This is a genomic window from Arthrobacter sp. YD4 (assembly GCF_030410515.1).
Classification (GTDB): Bacteria; Actinomycetota; Actinomycetes; order Actinomycetales; family Micrococcaceae; genus Arthrobacter.
Genome location: NZ_JAUHHD010000001.1, coordinates 572,800 through 587,001 on the forward strand (window position 1 = coordinate 572,800; position 14,202 = coordinate 587,001).

15 protein-coding genes are annotated in these 14,202 nt (G+C 70.6%); 7 read left to right on the forward strand and 8 right to left on the reverse strand.

Annotated features, from left to right (window positions below):
* Positions 1-37 precede the first annotated feature (37 nt).
* On the reverse strand, positions 38-811 hold the full coding sequence (locus QWJ39_RS02640) for a TipAS antibiotic-recognition domain-containing protein (protein ID WP_290256140.1): 774 nt from the start codon (positions 809-811) through the stop codon (positions 38-40).
* A 135-nt stretch (positions 812-946) separates the two neighbouring features.
* Here QWJ39_RS02640 and QWJ39_RS02645 point away from each other — a divergent pair, with 135 nt between their 5' ends.
* The 5 genes from QWJ39_RS02645 to QWJ39_RS02665 all read left to right on the forward strand — a co-directional run bounded on the left by QWJ39_RS02645 (position 947) and on the right by QWJ39_RS02665 (position 5,438).
* Entirely contained in the window at positions 947-1,402 is a 456-nt protein-coding gene (locus QWJ39_RS02645; protein ID WP_290256141.1) for a hypothetical protein, read from the forward strand.
* A gap of 123 nt (positions 1,403-1,525) precedes the next feature.
* Positions 1,526-2,467 (forward strand): ATP-binding cassette domain-containing protein, encoded by a 942-nt coding sequence (locus QWJ39_RS02650; protein WP_290256142.1) that lies wholly within the window; start codon positions 1,526-1,528, stop codon positions 2,465-2,467.
* Entirely contained in the window at positions 2,464-3,783 is a 1,320-nt protein-coding gene (locus tag QWJ39_RS02655; RefSeq protein WP_290256143.1) for an ABC transporter permease, read from the forward strand. Before QWJ39_RS02650 ends, QWJ39_RS02655 begins: the two co-directional genes overlap by 4 nt.
* A gap of 57 nt (positions 3,784-3,840) precedes the next feature.
* Positions 3,841-4,833, forward strand: a complete 993-nt coding sequence (locus QWJ39_RS02660) for a putative zinc-binding metallopeptidase (protein ID WP_290256144.1) — start codon at positions 3,841-3,843, stop codon at positions 4,831-4,833.
* A 74-nt stretch (positions 4,834-4,907) separates the two neighbouring features.
* The gene (locus QWJ39_RS02665; RefSeq protein WP_290256145.1) at positions 4,908-5,438 is read left to right on the forward strand and encodes a hypothetical protein; all 531 of its coding nucleotides are present in this window, start codon (positions 4,908-4,910) and stop codon (positions 5,436-5,438) included.
* 74 nt (positions 5,439-5,512) lie between these two features.
* Here the strand turns inward: QWJ39_RS02665 and QWJ39_RS02670 are convergent, their stop codons facing one another.
* A complete protein-coding gene (locus QWJ39_RS02670; RefSeq protein ID WP_290256146.1) occupies positions 5,513-6,406 on the reverse strand; it encodes a rhodanese-related sulfurtransferase in 894 nt (297 codons plus the stop codon).
* A 323-nt stretch (positions 6,407-6,729) separates the two neighbouring features.
* On the opposite strand from QWJ39_RS02670, the gene QWJ39_RS02675 reads away from it, so the two are divergent.
* Both QWJ39_RS02675 and QWJ39_RS02680 read left to right on the forward strand, forming a co-directional pair.
* Positions 6,730-7,422, forward strand: coding sequence for a GNAT family N-acetyltransferase (locus QWJ39_RS02675; RefSeq protein WP_290256147.1), 693 nt, complete (start codon positions 6,730-6,732; stop codon positions 7,420-7,422).
* A 51-nt stretch (positions 7,423-7,473) separates the two neighbouring features.
* On the forward strand, positions 7,474-9,912 hold the full coding sequence (locus tag QWJ39_RS02680; RefSeq protein WP_290256148.1) for a DEAD/DEAH box helicase: 2,439 nt from the start codon (positions 7,474-7,476) through the stop codon (positions 9,910-9,912).
* 46 nt (positions 9,913-9,958) lie between these two features.
* Here the strand turns inward: QWJ39_RS02680 and QWJ39_RS02685 are convergent, their stop codons facing one another.
* The 6 genes from QWJ39_RS02685 to QWJ39_RS02710 all read right to left on the reverse strand — a co-directional run bounded on the left by QWJ39_RS02685 (position 9,959) and on the right by QWJ39_RS02710 (position 14,186).
* Positions 9,959-10,333: an Rv3654c family TadE-like protein gene (locus tag QWJ39_RS02685; RefSeq protein WP_290256149.1), complete on the reverse strand. Its 375-nt coding sequence runs from the start codon at positions 10,331-10,333 to the stop codon at positions 9,959-9,961.
* Between the two features lie 68 nt (positions 10,334-10,401).
* Complete coding sequence (locus QWJ39_RS02690; protein ID WP_290256150.1) at positions 10,402-10,848, reverse strand: TadE family type IV pilus minor pilin; 447 nt, start codon at positions 10,846-10,848, stop codon at positions 10,402-10,404.
* Positions 10,849-10,943: 95 nt separating this feature from the next.
* The gene (locus QWJ39_RS02695) at positions 10,944-11,243 is read right to left on the reverse strand and encodes a DUF4244 domain-containing protein (protein WP_290256151.1); all 300 of its coding nucleotides are present in this window, start codon (positions 11,241-11,243) and stop codon (positions 10,944-10,946) included.
* Between the two features lie 134 nt (positions 11,244-11,377).
* The gene (locus QWJ39_RS02700; RefSeq protein ID WP_290256152.1) at positions 11,378-11,992 is read right to left on the reverse strand and encodes a type II secretion system F family protein; all 615 of its coding nucleotides are present in this window, start codon (positions 11,990-11,992) and stop codon (positions 11,378-11,380) included.
* Positions 11,989-12,693 (reverse strand): hypothetical protein, encoded by a 705-nt coding sequence (locus QWJ39_RS02705; RefSeq protein ID WP_290256153.1) that lies wholly within the window; start codon positions 12,691-12,693, stop codon positions 11,989-11,991. The genes QWJ39_RS02700 and QWJ39_RS02705 overlap by 4 nt, the downstream gene beginning before the upstream one ends.
* Before the next feature lie 215 nt (positions 12,694-12,908).
* Complete coding sequence (locus QWJ39_RS02710) at positions 12,909-14,186, reverse strand: TadA family conjugal transfer-associated ATPase (RefSeq protein WP_290256481.1); 1,278 nt, start codon at positions 14,184-14,186, stop codon at positions 12,909-12,911.
* Between the last annotated feature and the right edge of the window lie 16 nt (positions 14,187-14,202).

Below are 14,202 nucleotides of genomic sequence, written 5' to 3' on the forward strand. Positions count from 1 at the left end.
GTCAAGTTTAGGCGCGGCCCGGGAGCCTCCGGCTTAGCTAACCCCGGCCGGGCCAAGGCTGCCCCTCCACGAACACCCGCAGCGCATCCCGGACGAAGGCCGCGCCGGCAGCACCGCCGTAGTTCGCGGCGAACCGCGGATCCGCCACGTACAGCTCACCCAGGCCCAGGATGTAGGCCTTCAGCCCGTCACCGCCGTCCGCCGCCGGGGTTCCGGGGATGGCGGCAAGCCACCGGACATGGCGGGCGGCCAACTCCTGGGCCGCCGGGCTGTCCGGCGCCCCGCCGGACTCCGCCGCGGCCTTCCAGTCGGCGCTGAGCTGTTCCGCGGCCCGCTTCCAGGCGTCCCGGTCCGTGCCGCCCATCCCCCGCCACCAGGCGTCCGCCCGGGCGTAGGCCTCCTTGCCCCAGCGTTCCTCAACCTCGGCCCGGTGGCGGGTGTGATCGAATCCGTCAAACATTGCCTCTGCCATGATGTCCTCTCCTTTTGTCACTGCCTCGAGGGTGCGCCGGACCGAGGCGATCTGGCGGGCCAGGCGGTCCTGTTCCTGGACCAGCCAGCGCAGATGCCCGGCGAGCGCGCGTTCGGCCTGCTGTTCGTGGGCCAGCGCGTCGGCGATCGCCGGCAGTCCGAGCCCCAGTTCCCGCAGAAGCAGGATCCGTTGCAACCGGAGCAGCGCGGCGTGGTTGTAGTAGCGGTAGCCGTTGCCGCCGGTGCGGCTGGGCTTGAGCAGGCCGACGGCGTCGTAGTGCCGAAGCGCCCTGCTGGTGGTGCCGGCCAGCCTGGCCAGCTGCTGCACGGACCATTCCATGCCGGTTCCCTCCACTTGGTCCCTCCCGACGGCCCTGCCGGGCCGTTTCTTCGAGGGTAAATCTTGACGCTGCGTCAAGGTCAAGGGTGCGGTCGGCGGCCATCGGCCCTGCTGCGGACCCGGTAAGTTGGAAGCATGCCCACTGCTTCCCCGATGCCTGTCCCGCGCCGCCTGCTCCACGGGGCGTACGCCGCGGCGGCCGGCGCCGCCGTCGTCCTCGGCGCCTCCGCCTGCGCGCCCGTCACGTCGGTGGAATCAACGGATGCGAACGCCTGGAAGGCCACGGCACTGCCCTCCGCCAGCGGGATCGTCCTCTCGGACGCGGGGAAGATCCTCAACCGCACCCCCGTGGTGAAGAGCGCCGCCCTCGGGGCCGGCACCTACACGTTGACCATGAGCTGCGACGGCGGCGGCAAGGAATTCTTCGCCGTCAGCCTGGACGGCAAACAGCTGGCGGAGGCTGGAGCGGCCTGCAACGGCAGTCGCGAGACCGCCACCATCAAGGTCCCGGTCGCCGGGACCGTGGCGATCAGCGCCTCCAGCGTCGACGCGCCGCTGATATACGCGTACCAGCTGACCCCCGCGGCCTGACCCCCGGCCTGACCCTAGGGCGGCCGGGCCGCCCGGCCGTGCTTGGGCCTGCAACGCTTGCGCGGGCCACGCCGGGGGAACCCACGGCACCTCACGTCGGCTGCCGGCGGCTAAAATGGCCGCATGACGTTGGGGGGCGCGGCACCGGAGCCGCTGGTACATATTCAAGACTTCCGCATGGACTTTGGCGAGAAGACGGTCATCCGTGACCTGTCCTTCGACGTCCGGGCCGGGGAAACATTCGGCTTCCTGGGCAGCAACGGCAGCGGGAAGACCACCACGCTGCGGGCCCTGCTGGGCATCTATCAGCCCACCGCCGGCACCCTGCACATCGGCGGGAAACCCTTCAGCCCGCGCGACGGCGCCCGGCTGGGGTACCTGCCGGAGGAACGCGGCCTCTATAAAAAGGAATCCGTGCTGGACGTCATGGTGTACTTCGGCCGGCTCAAGGGCCTGGACAAGTCCCGCGCCAGGACGTGGTCCCGCGAGTACCTGGACCGGGTGGACCTCGGCGACAAGGCCGCCACCCGGCTGGACAAGCTCTCCGGCGGCCAGCAGCAGAAGGTCCAGCTGGGCGTCACCATCATGAACGACCCCGAACTGCTGATCCTGGACGAACCCACCAAGGGCTTCGACCCGGTGAACCGGCGGCTGCTGATGGACATCATCGACGAACAAAAACTCTCCGGCGCCACCGTCATCATGGTCACCCACCAGATGGAGGAGGTGGAGCGGCTCTGCGACCGGGTCATCCTGCTCAAGGACGGCACGGCCCGCGCCTACGGCACCGTCTCCGAGGTCCAGGAGCAGTTCGGCGGCACCCGCTACCGGCTCAGCTACTCCGGCACCCTGCCCGCGTCGGCGCGCTACGACGTCGTCAGCGACGCCGGCGGGAACGCCGAACTCTCGCCACGCGGCGGGACGGACGAGGCGGCCGTGCTGCGCGAACTCATCGACCATGGAGTGGCGGTCCGCTCCTTCACCAGCGCCCGGACGTCCCTGGATGAGGTCTTCATCAAGGTCTACGGCGAACAGCCCGAACTAGCGGAGGCCCGGACCCGATGACCCACCACAGCACCCTCCCCGAGGCGCCCGCCAAGGCCGCCCCCGCCCCGGTCCCGCCGCGCCGGCCCTTCGCCCGGCACAACCTGCGCACCGTGATCGCGTTCGAGTTCACCCGGACGCTGAAGAAGCGCGGCTTCTGGATCGCCACCCTGGCCATCCCGGTGGTCATCGCCATCGTGTTCGCCCTGGTCTACCTGAGCAACTCCTCCACCGAGGCCCGCTCCGACGCGCAGAAGACCGCATCCTTCTCCTTCACCTACACCGATGACTCCCGGCTGGTCTCGGACACCATCGCCCGGGCCATCGGCGGCACGAAGGCGTCGGACGCGGAGACGGCCATCCGCGACGTGAAGCAGGGCCGCAGCGACGCCTACTTCGCGTTCCCCGCCGAACCGGCCACCCAGACCGTGAAAATCTACGGCGCGGACCGGGGCATCTTCGAGAACGGCAAGTACGACGCCGTCGCCAAGCAGCTGCTGACCGTCTCGGCGCAGGCCGCCGTCGGCTCACCGCAGCTCACCGCGGCGGCCAGCGGCGACGTCAAAACCGAGGCGCAGACCTTCAAGGACGGCCGCCTGACCGGGGGCATCGGCTCCGCGATCCCGCCGCTGATGTTCCTGGTCATCTTCTACGTCTCGATCATCCTGCTCTCCAACCAGATGCTCAGCAGCACCCTGGAGGAGAAGGAAAACCGGGTCACAGAAATGATCCTGACCACCCTGAACCCCACCACCCTGATCATCGGCAAGGTGGCCGCGCTGTTCATGGTGGGCGCGGTCCAGATCCTGGTGCTGCTGACGCCGGTGGCCGTGGGCTTCCTGTTCTTCCGCGACAAGCTGGCGCTCCCGGCCCTGGACCTGTCCACCATCACCTTCGAACCCGGACCCATGGTGGTGGGGGCGCTCCTGCTGCTGGGCGGCTTCACCGTCTTCACCGGCGTGCTGGTGGCCATCGGAGCCGTCATGCCCACCACCAAGGACGCCGGCACCATCTTCGGGCCGCTGATGGCGCTGATCTTCGTGCCGTTCTACGCGATCAGCCTGATCATCTCCGACCCGCAGGCACCGATCGTGCAGGTCTTCACCTACTTCCCGATGTCCGCCCCGGTCACGGGCCTGCTGCGGAACGCATTCGGCACCCTCAGCCCGCTGGAGTCGGTGATCATCATCGTGGAGCTCCTGGTGGTGGGCGTGCTGATCCTGCGCCTGGCCGCGCACCTGTTCCGGTACGGCTCCATCCAGTACTCCGGCAAACTCTCCATCGCGGGCACGTTCCGGCGCCGCGGTCAGGCACGCGGTCCGGCCGCCGGAAAGTAGCCCTTCGGCCGCGGGCCCCCGACCACCTGGCCCCGGCCCGGAGCGTAGGATCGGGAGGTGAAACGACACTCCTGTGATTCCTGCGGCTCGGCCGTGTACGTCGAGAACCAGGAGTGCCTGCACTGCGGCGCCCGGCTGGCCTACTTCCGGCCCCGCGGCGCCGTCGTCGCCGTCGACGCGGCGGGCGAATACCGGGACGACGCCGGCACCCACTGGTTCCCGTGCGCCCACGCCGGGCTGGCGGCCTGCACCTGGCTCGCCGCAGAGCGCGGCGGTGAGTGCTTCAGCTGCGGACTCACCCGCACCCGGCCCAACGACGACGACGCGAAGGGCCTCACGCAGTTCGTTAAGGCGGAGCGGTCCAAACGCCAGCTGGTGGCCGAACTCGACGCCCTGGGGCTGCCGATCGTGCCCCGGAGCGATGATCCCGACGGTGGCCTGGCCTTCGACCTGCTCTCCAGCGCCCACGAGCACGTGGTGACCGGCCACGCCGACGGCGTCATCACCATCAACCTGGCCGAAAGCGACGACGGCTACCGCGAACGGATGCGCAACGAACTCGACGAGCCGTACCGGACCCTGCTGGGCCACTTCAGGCACGAGGTGGGCCATTACTTCGAGACCGTGCTGGTCTTCGCCGACCGGGACACCACCGCGGCGGCCCGGCGGCTGTTCGGCGACGACACCGAGGACTACCAGGCCGCCATCGACCGGCACTACAGCGAGGGCGCACCAAAGGAGTGGAACGAACGGTTCATCTCCCGCTACGCCACCATGCACCCCTACGAGGATTTCGCCGAGACCTTCGCGCACTATCTGCACATCAGCGACACCCTGGACACCGCCCGCGAATACGGACTCATCCCCGCGGCCGACGGCAGGTCCTTCCGGGAAACGGTGGACACCGAGTGGTTGCCGCTCGCAATCGCCCTGAACCAAATCAACCGGAGCATGGGCGAGGAGGACCTGTACCCGTTTGTGCTGTCACCGGCCGTGCTGGAGAAACTGGAGTTCATCGCCGGGGTGTGCTCCGCGGCGGCGTCCCGGTAAGGGCCTCCGGGCGCGTTCTTCCGGGTGGCGTCCGCGCTCTGGCCGCCGGGCGTTCACGGGCTTAGAGTCGGATTATGCCCACCGCGCCGGCACCGACGCAGCGGCGCCCGCGTGGCCGCCCCGCCGCCGTCGCTCTCGCCGCGGCCCTGGCCTGCGGGCTGAGCGGCTGCGAGTACCAGTACGACGATGGCAGCCGGACGACGGCGACCGGCCCCGTGACGCCCACCGGCGGCGCGATCAGCCGTGACCCGGCGTTGAACCGCCCGGTGATGGGGGCGGAGCTTGAGCAGTGGGCCCGCGAAATCCTGCCGGCCACCACCGCGCAGATCTTCCAGTCCCGGGCCGGGCTGCTCGACGCCGGGGCGGACCGCACCGAGGCCACCGAGCGGCTCCCGGCCGGAACCTACGCCCTGTCGCTGGCGTGCCGGAGCACCCGCCGGGTGGCCTTCACCATCAGCGACAAGGAGAGCGCGCTGGTGGACCTGAGCCTGCGCTGCGGCTCCTCCCGGGTCACCGTGGTGCAGCTGGCCGCTGACTCGGTCCTGACGGTCAAGGTCGAGGCGCTCGCACCGGCCAATTTCGCCTACCGGGTGGGGCGGCTGTGACGCCTGCTTAGTGGCGCCGTCACCGGCGTCGTAGCCGTCAGCGTGGCGCTCTCTTCGTCGTCGCTGCCCCGCGGTCAGGCGGGGCAGCCGTCCGGGCAGCGCAGGGTGGCCGGATCCGAGGCGCAGTCCGCGCAGTACAGGGTCAGCGTGCGGCAGCTGGGATTGGAGCAGTTCTCGAACTTGCTGGTGGGCGCCTCGCACCTTGCGCAGCGGCCGATGGTCTTCGCCTCGTCGCTGAATTCCAGGTGCATGCGCTTGTCGAAGACGTAGAGCGAGCCTTCCCAGAGGCCTCGGTCCTTGAACGCCTCCCCGTAGCGGACGATCCCGCCGTCGAGCTGGTAGACCTCCTTGAACCCGCGGTTGACCATCAGGCTGGAGAGCACCTCGCAGCGGATCCCGCCGGTGCAGTAGGTGACCACGGGCTTGTCCTTGAGCGCGTCGTACTTGCCGGAGTCCAGTTCGCGGATGAAGTCGTGGGTGGTGGCGACGTCGGGGACCACGGCGTCCTTGAAGCGGCCGATCTCCGCCTCGAAGCCGTTCCTGCCGTCGAAGAAGACCACGTCTTCGCCGGCCTGTTTCTTCGCCTCCACGAGGGTGTGCAGTTCCTCCGGGGCCAGGTGCGTGCCTCCGCCGACGACGCCGTCCTCGTTCACCGTGAGTTCCCCGGGCGCGCCGAAGGAGACGATCTCGTCCCGGACCTTGACGCTGAGCCGGGGGAAGTCCTCGGCGCCGCCGTCGGACCACTTCACGTCGATGCCGCGGAAGCCCGGGTACTCACGGGTTGTCTTGACGTACTGCTTGACCGCCCCGATCTCGCCGCCCACGGTGGCGTTGATGCCGTCCTTGGAAATCAGGATGCGGCCGGTGAGGCCGTGTTTTTCGCAGAGGGCACGCTGCCAGAGGCGCACTGCTTCCGGATCGAGCACCGGGGTGAAGCCGTAAAAGAGGACGATTTTGTTCAGAGCCACGCCTTTAAGCGTACTGGGCTTTGCGGTGAGGCCACCCTGCCGGGCGTGGTCTACGCACCTCGTGACAGTGGCCCCGCGGCCCTCGTAATGCGGGTCCGGGGCCCCCATCACGGGGTCCTGTGATGAGGGCGGCAGGTGCGCCCGGCCAACGTGGGAGGGGGTCCGGGACCCGTCCGATTAGCGAGCCCCATCCGCGTGGCAGCAGGCCCGGGACCGGGGCGGCCGCGGCGCCGGACCGACACCCGGGTCACAATTGCGTAAGCAAGCACCCGCTCCCCGGCCGGACCCTGTTGCTGGCGGCGGGGCTGGAATACTCTCATCCCATGAGTCTGGACGCGATGGTTGAAGACACCACCCACCTCCTGGAGGTCTGGGTCGCCGGCTGGGCCGGATGCCGTAGCTACGAGACCGGACGGGAGGGCCGTTTTCCCTCGGTCTTCCGGGCGGACTCGACCGGGGACTGGGAGTATTTCGCCCACGATCCCTCCGACAATGAGTTCTCCGTCCTGGCCGCCAAGACTGCCGAGGCACCGGCCCGGATCCTCACCATCCTCACCAACGACGTGGACCGTTACGCCGGGCTGGCCGCCCGGCACGGGCTGAACGTCACCTCGCAGTCGCAGACCATGATGATCGTGGACATGGAAACCCAGGACGCCGAGGACCCGTGGCTGCCCGACGACGACCTCCGCTGGGTTCCCTCGACGGAGGGCGGTGTCCACCACGCCGTCGTCTACGCCGGTGACCGAGTCGCGGCCAGCGGGCGCGTGTTCGTCGCCGACCACACCGCCGTCTTCGACAAGATCGTGACCGAACCCGGTTTTCAACGCCGCGGCCTGGGCAGCTTCGTGATGCGGGCCCTCGCCGCGCAGGCGTTTGAGCACGACGTCGAGGCCGGGCTGCTGCTGGCGTCCCTGGACGGCCAGCAGCTCTACTCACATCTGGGGTGGACCACGGTCTGCCATGTCCTGATGCTCTCCTCGTCCAACGAAGGGGCCGACCTCTCGGTGGGGTGAGCCCCTTGTGAGCCCGGGACCCGATTTGAGCCCGGGTGAAACAATGTTGGAGTGAATCCGCACGAGTCCCTGATCCCGCTGCTGGGCCGCGGCGCGGACCCGGAGCAGCTCCGGCACGTGCGGACCATCCCCGCCCGCGAGGCCGTCAACGAGCCGTGGCCGGCGTGGACGCACCCGGATCTGGTGGAGGCCTACGGCCGTCTCGGCATCCACGAGCCGTACCGGCACCAGGTGCGGGCCGCCGACCTCGCCCACGGGGGCCGGCACGTGGTGATCGCCACCGGCACCGCCTCCGGGAAGTCGTTGGCGTACCAGCTCCCCGCCCTCGACGCCGTGCACCGGTCCGAGCTGCGGGTGCGCGCCGATCCCGGAAAGATCCACGACGACGGCGCCGTCGCCCTCTACCTCTCCCCCACGAAGGCGCTCGCCGCGGACCAGCTGGCCGCCATCCGGTCGCTGGGGCTCTCCACCGTCCGGGCCGAGACCTATGACGGGGACACGGACCCGTCCTCCCGCCGCTGGATCCGGGACCACGCGAACGTGATCCTGGCCAACCCGGACATGCTGCACTTCGGTATCCTCCCCAACCACGCCTGGTGGGCGCGGTTCTTCCGCCGCCTCCGCTACGTGATCGTGGACGAGGCGCACAGCTACCGCGGGGTCTTCGGCTCCCACGTCGCCAACCTGATGCGCAGGCTCCGCCGGATCTGCGCCTACTACAACTCCGGAGCGGAGGCCGGGGCCGGCACGGGCCAGTCCTGGCCGGTCTTCATCGCCGCATCCGCCACCGCCTCGGACCCCGGGACCTCGTTCGGCCGGCTGATCGGTGCGCCGGTCGAAGCGGTCGCCGAGGACTGCTCGCCGCACGGGGCGACCACGGTGGCGTTCTGGGAACCGGCGCTGACGGAACAGCGCGGCGAGAACGGGGCCCCGGAACGGCGGACCGCCGTGGCTGAGACCTCCGACCTGCTGGCGAACCTGGTCTCCTCACGGATCAGGACGATCGCGTTCATCAAGTCCCGGCGGGGTGCCGAAACTATCGCCTCCATCACGAGACGCCTCCTCGACGAGGTCGATCCCAGCCTTCCGCAGCGCGTGGCTGCCTACCGTTCCGGGTACCTTCCGGAGGAGCGGCGCGCCCTCGAGCGGTCGCTCAGGTCCGGTGAGCTGCTGGGCGTCTCGAGCACGTCCGCCTTGGAGCTCGGCATCGACATCTCCGGCCTGGATGCCGTCCTGGTGGCGGGCTGGCCCGGGACGAGGGCGTCGCTGTTCCAGCAGATCGGCAGGGCGGGCCGGGCCGGCCAGGATGCCGTCGCCGCGTTCGTGGCCAGCGATGACCCGCTTGATACCTACCTGGTGAACCACCCGGAGGCGATCTTTGACGTCTCCGTTGAGGCCACCGTCTTCGACCCGTCGAACCCCTACGTCCTGGGCCCGCATTTGTGCGCCGCCGCCGCCGAGCTGCCGCTCGGACCGGCGGAGGTCCCGCTCTTCGGACCGACGGCGGAGGGGCTCCTGGACCGCTTGGTGGCACAGGGTTATCTCCGGAAACGTCCCGCCGGCTGGTTCTGGACCCACCCGCAGAGCGCAGCCGCCATGGTGAACCTGCGGGCCGACGGCGGCGGACCTGTGAGCATCGTTGATGCCGACACCGGCTCGCTCCTGGGCACCATGGATTCGCCGCAGACGCACTACCAGGCGCACACAGGGGCGGTGTACGTCCATCAAGGCGAGAGCTACGTCGTCGAGGACCTGAATGAGGCCGAGCACTGCGTGGTGGTGCGCCGGGCCAACCCCGACTACTACACGACGGCCCGGGACATAACCCAGATCGAGGTGCTGGAGACCCAGCGAACCACACGCTGGGGAGATGTCGAGGTGCATTTCGGCGATGTGAAGGTGACGACACAGGTGGTCTCCTTTCAACGGAAGGCCCTGATCTCGAATGAGGTGCTTGGCGAGGAACCGCTGGAACTCGGGGCCCGGGACCTGTTCACCAAGGCGGTCTGGTTTGTTATGGACAACCGCTCCCTGACCGGGGCCGGGCTCATCGAGCCGCAGTTCCCTGGGTCGCTGCATGCTGCGGAGCACGCGGCCATCGGGCTGCTGCCGCTGGTGGCTTCCAGCGACCGGTGGGATATCGGCGGGGTCTCCACTGCGATCCATGCCGACACCGGAGTGCCGACGATCTTTGTCTACGACGGCCACCCGGGTGGCGCCGGCTTCGCCGAACGCGGCTACGAGAAGGCCCGCGTCTGGCTCACCGCCACCAAGGAGGCGATCGAGGCCTGCGAATGCGAGTCCGGATGCCCGTCCTGCGTTCAGTCGCCCAAGTGCGGCAACAAGAACAACCCGCTCGACAAGGACGGCGCCGTTCGCCTGCTCGGCATGCTGCTGTCGGACGCCACCGACCAGATGGCCCCCGATACCGGGGGCAGCACCGCTCCGGCGGTTCCGGACGGAGCCCCGCAGGCACCGGCCGTCCAGTAGCAACCGACTGGTTCAAGGACCGGGCGGCCAAGGCGCCGCTGGTGCTTCATGGTGTGCGTTCCCCGGCGGGAGGACCCGCGCGGGCCAGACCGGTGGCAATGCCGAACGGTGACCGTTCGAGGAGTTCGGTGCCGACCTGGACCGTGTCCCCGCCCTCGATACTGCAGGAGCTGATCCGGGCGTCGTTCCGGGCAGCGACCTCCGCGGCGACGGCGCAGGGCTCCCCCGGCGCCAGTCCCCGGGCGGCATCGGCGGCCGCGAGGGCGGCGAGGTCCGCCGCGGCGGCGGCCCGCGAGGCGAGGACCCCCGCCTGGGCGAGCAGCCCCACTGCAGTCCCCGCCACCAGCAGCACGAACACCAAAGCGAGCGCCAGCACGGTACCGGAGCCCCGCTCGGCCCTTAGGACGCGCCTCTCAGTCACGGCCACGACCGGCCTGACACGGCGGACAGAGCGACCGTGCCCTTCGGAATCCCGGGCGCGCGTCTCCGTCACGAAACCCACCGGCCACGCAGATCGGACAGGGCAGGGCTCCCCGCCGTGAGCGGCCAGGGAGCCGTGGGGCTGATCGCGGTGCCAGGCGGATGCCCGGCCGTCGGTGTCGATAGTGCCGCATCGTCGCCGGTCTCCTGGCGGGCCGAGGCTCGGGCCGTCAATGGCCACGGCACTAGCCGGCCCGCGGCGCCCCGGACCGGTCCGGTCACCGTGACGCTGAGCCACCCGCCGTCGGAGGCCACCGCCGCACTCGCCGAGTCTCCGGCCACCTGGCGGACCACGGCGGACACGGACGCCTGGTCCTCGCCGCGGGCCAACGCCCGGGCACCGGCCCTCGCGGCCTCCTCCAGCCTCAGTTGCGTCAGTCCCGCTGCGGCCCCGGTCAAAAGCAGCCCCAGCACCAGCAGCACTGCCGGCAACGCGACGGCGAATTCGGCCGTCACGGCGCCACGTTCGCCGGGAGCAGCGGCTGGACCATGACGTCCCGGCGGTGCAGGCACTCTCCGGTCCGTCGGGGCCCGGCCGTCCGGCCCGAGGGTCATGGGAGGGCCAGCGCGGTCCGGATCACGTTGAGCAGGAATCCGCGCACCTCGTCGCTGCGCATGATCAGGACCAGGAGCCCGGCGAAACCGACGGCGGCCAAGGTCGCAATTGCGTATTCCGCCGTCGCCATTCCCGCCTCCGAACCGAGCCAGGTGCTTCTTCGGCTGCGGCGAGGCGAGACGCTCCGGACGGGAGGTGCCTGCCGGGCCCCGGGATAGATTTCCCGGACCTCGGCCGACGCTGCATCTGCGGAGGAGTCCTCCGGGGCTGCGGGGATCTGTGGATGAAAGCTCATGGATAGTCCTCTCGGGTTGTCCGGCGCGCCGGCCGGCTGCTTCCAATCTCCCCGCCGCGGTAACCCCTCGACAGGTCCGCATACGTCCAAGTGGATAACTCAGGCTGTGGAGGAACTGTGGCCCGGTGCCTGCATCAAGGACCCGAAGGAAGCATGGCCAGCAGTACCGGAACGATGCCCAGACAGACGAAGGCCGGGAGGGAGCACAGACCCAGCGGCACCACCAACCGCACGCCGAGGGCGGCTGCGCGGCGCTCCGCGGCCCTGAACTGCTGCCGGCGCATCCGGGCCGCCTGCGCGTACAGCATGGCCGACGACGGCGCCCCGGTGACCGCCGCGAACCGCAACGCCTCCCGCAGGGCCTCCAGCTCCGCCGGAAGCCCCGGCGCACCCCGCCAGGCAGTGTCCCAGTCGGCACCGAGGGCCAGAGCCGCAGCCACCGGCCGCAGATGGACGCGTAACTCGGGGTCGGCTCGGCCGGCCAGAAGCTCCAGGGACCGGCCGAGGCCGGCACCGGCGTCGAGCATGGCCCCGATCAACTCCATCATCATGGCGGGATCCCGCAGGCCGCCAGTCGGTTCCGGAGGCTGCCCGCCGCCCGGATCACGGCCGCACAGCGGATCTCCCACGGCTCCGTGCCGCGCCCGGGCGAGCCACCGCCGCGGCAGCATCGCCCGGTCCAGGAGCAGGACCGTGGCGGCCACGGCGAGCAACAGGGCTACGCCAAGGCTCCCGGCGGGCGCGGTCACCAGCGGTGCCCCTCGGCGGAGCGGACCAAGCGGCCCGACCAGATCCTTCCGGCCGCTGCGAGGCCGGCACCGGCCGCCAGGCAGAGCAGGCCGAGCGGAGTTCCGAGCAATATCCCTGCCGCGTCGACTCCGAGCAGCATGGCGAGTGCGAGGCCTGCAAAAGGCAGCCACGTCAGGATGGCAGCGGTTGCCTTGGGACCGGCCAGCGCGGTCCGCCGGGCGCCGGCAGCGTCGTCGCCGGCTTCGAGGTGTGCGGCGTAGCGGGTCAGGATGTCTGACAGTGGGCATCCGCTGGCTTCGGCAATGTCGAAGCAGGCGGCCAGTTCCAGCCAGACGCCCCGCTCCGCAGACTGTCCCGCCGGTTGCCGGCGGCCCGCCGCGGTTCCCTCCTCGCGGGCCAGCCGTCGGCGGATGGCCCCGCCAATGGGAGCCCCTTGTCCGGCCGCGGCCCGGGCTGCGGACAGAAGCTCCAGCGATCCGGCGCTCAGCGTGGGCATCCCCGGTCGGCCTCCGGTCAGCGGGCGCACCCGGCGGCCGGGTGCGGGGCCAGGATGAGGGGCCGTCGGAACGGGCGCGTGGTCTGCGCCCGAGCCGGCGTCGTCATACCGTGCCCCGTGCAGGAGCCAGAGCTCGTCCCAGACACGCCCGACGGACCGCCCACCCTTGAGCAGGGCGGACAGTTGTTGCACCAGGACGGTCATGGAGGCCTCCTCGGCACCGGCGTCCCGCCGCCGATGAAGGAGCCGAAGGGCGTTCCGGACCGGGCCACTATCCGTACCGGGCACAGCCGGTCGATGCCCCGGTCCCGGCGGCGCCGATGGATCGGCGAGCGCCACACGCATCCGCCGCCGGGACGGGCGGACGGAACCACTCAGGACCCCGACGGCTAGCGCCAAGGCCACACCCAGCAACACAGTCACGGCGTCGTTCCGGGCAGGAAGAACCCCGGCGCCTCCGCACCCTCATCAGGAAGCCCCGGCGGCAAGGAGCCGGTGACCGCCGTGACCGGCAGCCCGAGCCGGGCGGCCAACGCCGGCCACGCCGGGCCGGCCCGCACGGCGCCGTCGGCCGATTCCAGGGCGGTGGCCACCACGAGTCCGGAACCGTCGTCCCGCATCAGCCCCACCGATGCCACCTGCCGTCCGTGACGGGTCCGGTCCAGGTGCACCACCGCGTCGAGGGCGCTGGCGGCCTGCAGCCGGACGGCGTCCGGGCCGAGTCCGGCGAGCGCCCCGAGCGCCGTGAGCCTGGCCGGCACGGCAGCGGCGGTATTCGCGTGGATGGTGCCGCCGGCTCCCGTGTGGCCGGTGTTCATGGCCGTGAGCAACTCCCGGACCTCCGCCCCGCGGCACTCTCCGACGATGAGCCGGTCGGGCCTCATCCGCAACGCCTGCCGGACCAGTTCGCCCAGGTCCACGGCACCGCCGCCCTCAATGTTGGTATGCCGCGACTCCAGGCACACGACGTGCGGATGCACCGGGTTGAGTTCCGCAGCGTCCTCGATGAGCACCAGCCGCTCCCTGGGACTGCAGAGCCCCAAAAGAGTGGCCAGCAGCGTCGTTTTCCCGGAGCCCGTGGCGCCGCTGATCAGGAAGCTAAGCCTCCGCTCCACGATCCGCTCCAGCACGGTCCGCAGCAGCGGCCCGAACAGGCCGGCACGCCCCAGTTCGTCGAGGGAGAACACGGTGGCCCGGCGGATCCGCACACTGAGCAGCGTCCCACCGGTGGAAATGGGCGGCAAAACCGCGTGCACCCGGAAGCCACCCTCCAGCCGGACGTCGACGCACGGGGAACTGTCATCGAGCCGTCGCCCGCCGGCAGCCACCAGCCGCGCCGCCAGCGCACGGACCTGTGCCTCGCCAGTGAAGGTCACCGGTGCGCGTTCCAGGCCCCGGCCGCGGTCCAACCAGACGGAGGTCGGCCCGTTCACGAAGATGTCGGTCACCAGCGGGTCCCTCACCAGCGGTTGCAGCGGGCCGAGCCCGGTCAGCTCCGCGCTGATGGTTTCCACGGCGGCCAACGAGCCGGCGGTGCCCAGCAACCGTCCGCTCGCCTGAACGGCGGCCGCCACCCGGGAAGCGGTGACCGGTCCGGCGTCGGCCAGGACCGAGGTCCGGACGGCTTCGAGCAGCCCCGCATCGGGGCCGGGGCTGACCTCCCGCTGCCGCCGTTGTCCAAGGCTTGGCGCGTCCACCGGACCAGCCGCGGCG

Coding starts and splice junctions, on each gene's coding strand:
- QWJ39_RS02665 (WP_290256145.1), top strand. CDS start 4,908: ATGCCCACCGCGCCGGCACCGACGCAGCGGCGCCCGCGTGGCCGCCCC.
- QWJ39_RS02650 (WP_290256142.1), top strand. CDS start 1,526: ATGACGTTGGGGGGCGCGGCACCGGAGCCGCTGGTACATATTCAAGAC.
- QWJ39_RS02675 (WP_290256147.1), top strand. CDS start 6,730: ATGAGTCTGGACGCGATGGTTGAAGACACCACCCACCTCCTGGAGGTC.
- QWJ39_RS02655 (WP_290256143.1), top strand. CDS start 2,464: ATGACCCACCACAGCACCCTCCCCGAGGCGCCCGCCAAGGCCGCCCCC.
- QWJ39_RS02640 (WP_290256140.1), bottom strand. CDS start 811: ATGGAATGGTCCGTGCAGCAGCTGGCCAGGCTGGCCGGCACCACCAGC.
- QWJ39_RS02695 (WP_290256151.1), bottom strand. CDS start 11,243: ATGAGCTTTCATCCACAGATCCCCGCAGCCCCGGAGGACTCCTCCGCA.
- QWJ39_RS02645 (WP_290256141.1), top strand. CDS start 947: ATGCCCACTGCTTCCCCGATGCCTGTCCCGCGCCGCCTGCTCCACGGG.
- QWJ39_RS02705 (WP_290256153.1), bottom strand. CDS start 12,693: ATGACCGTCCTGGTGCAACAACTGTCCGCCCTGCTCAAGGGTGGGCGG.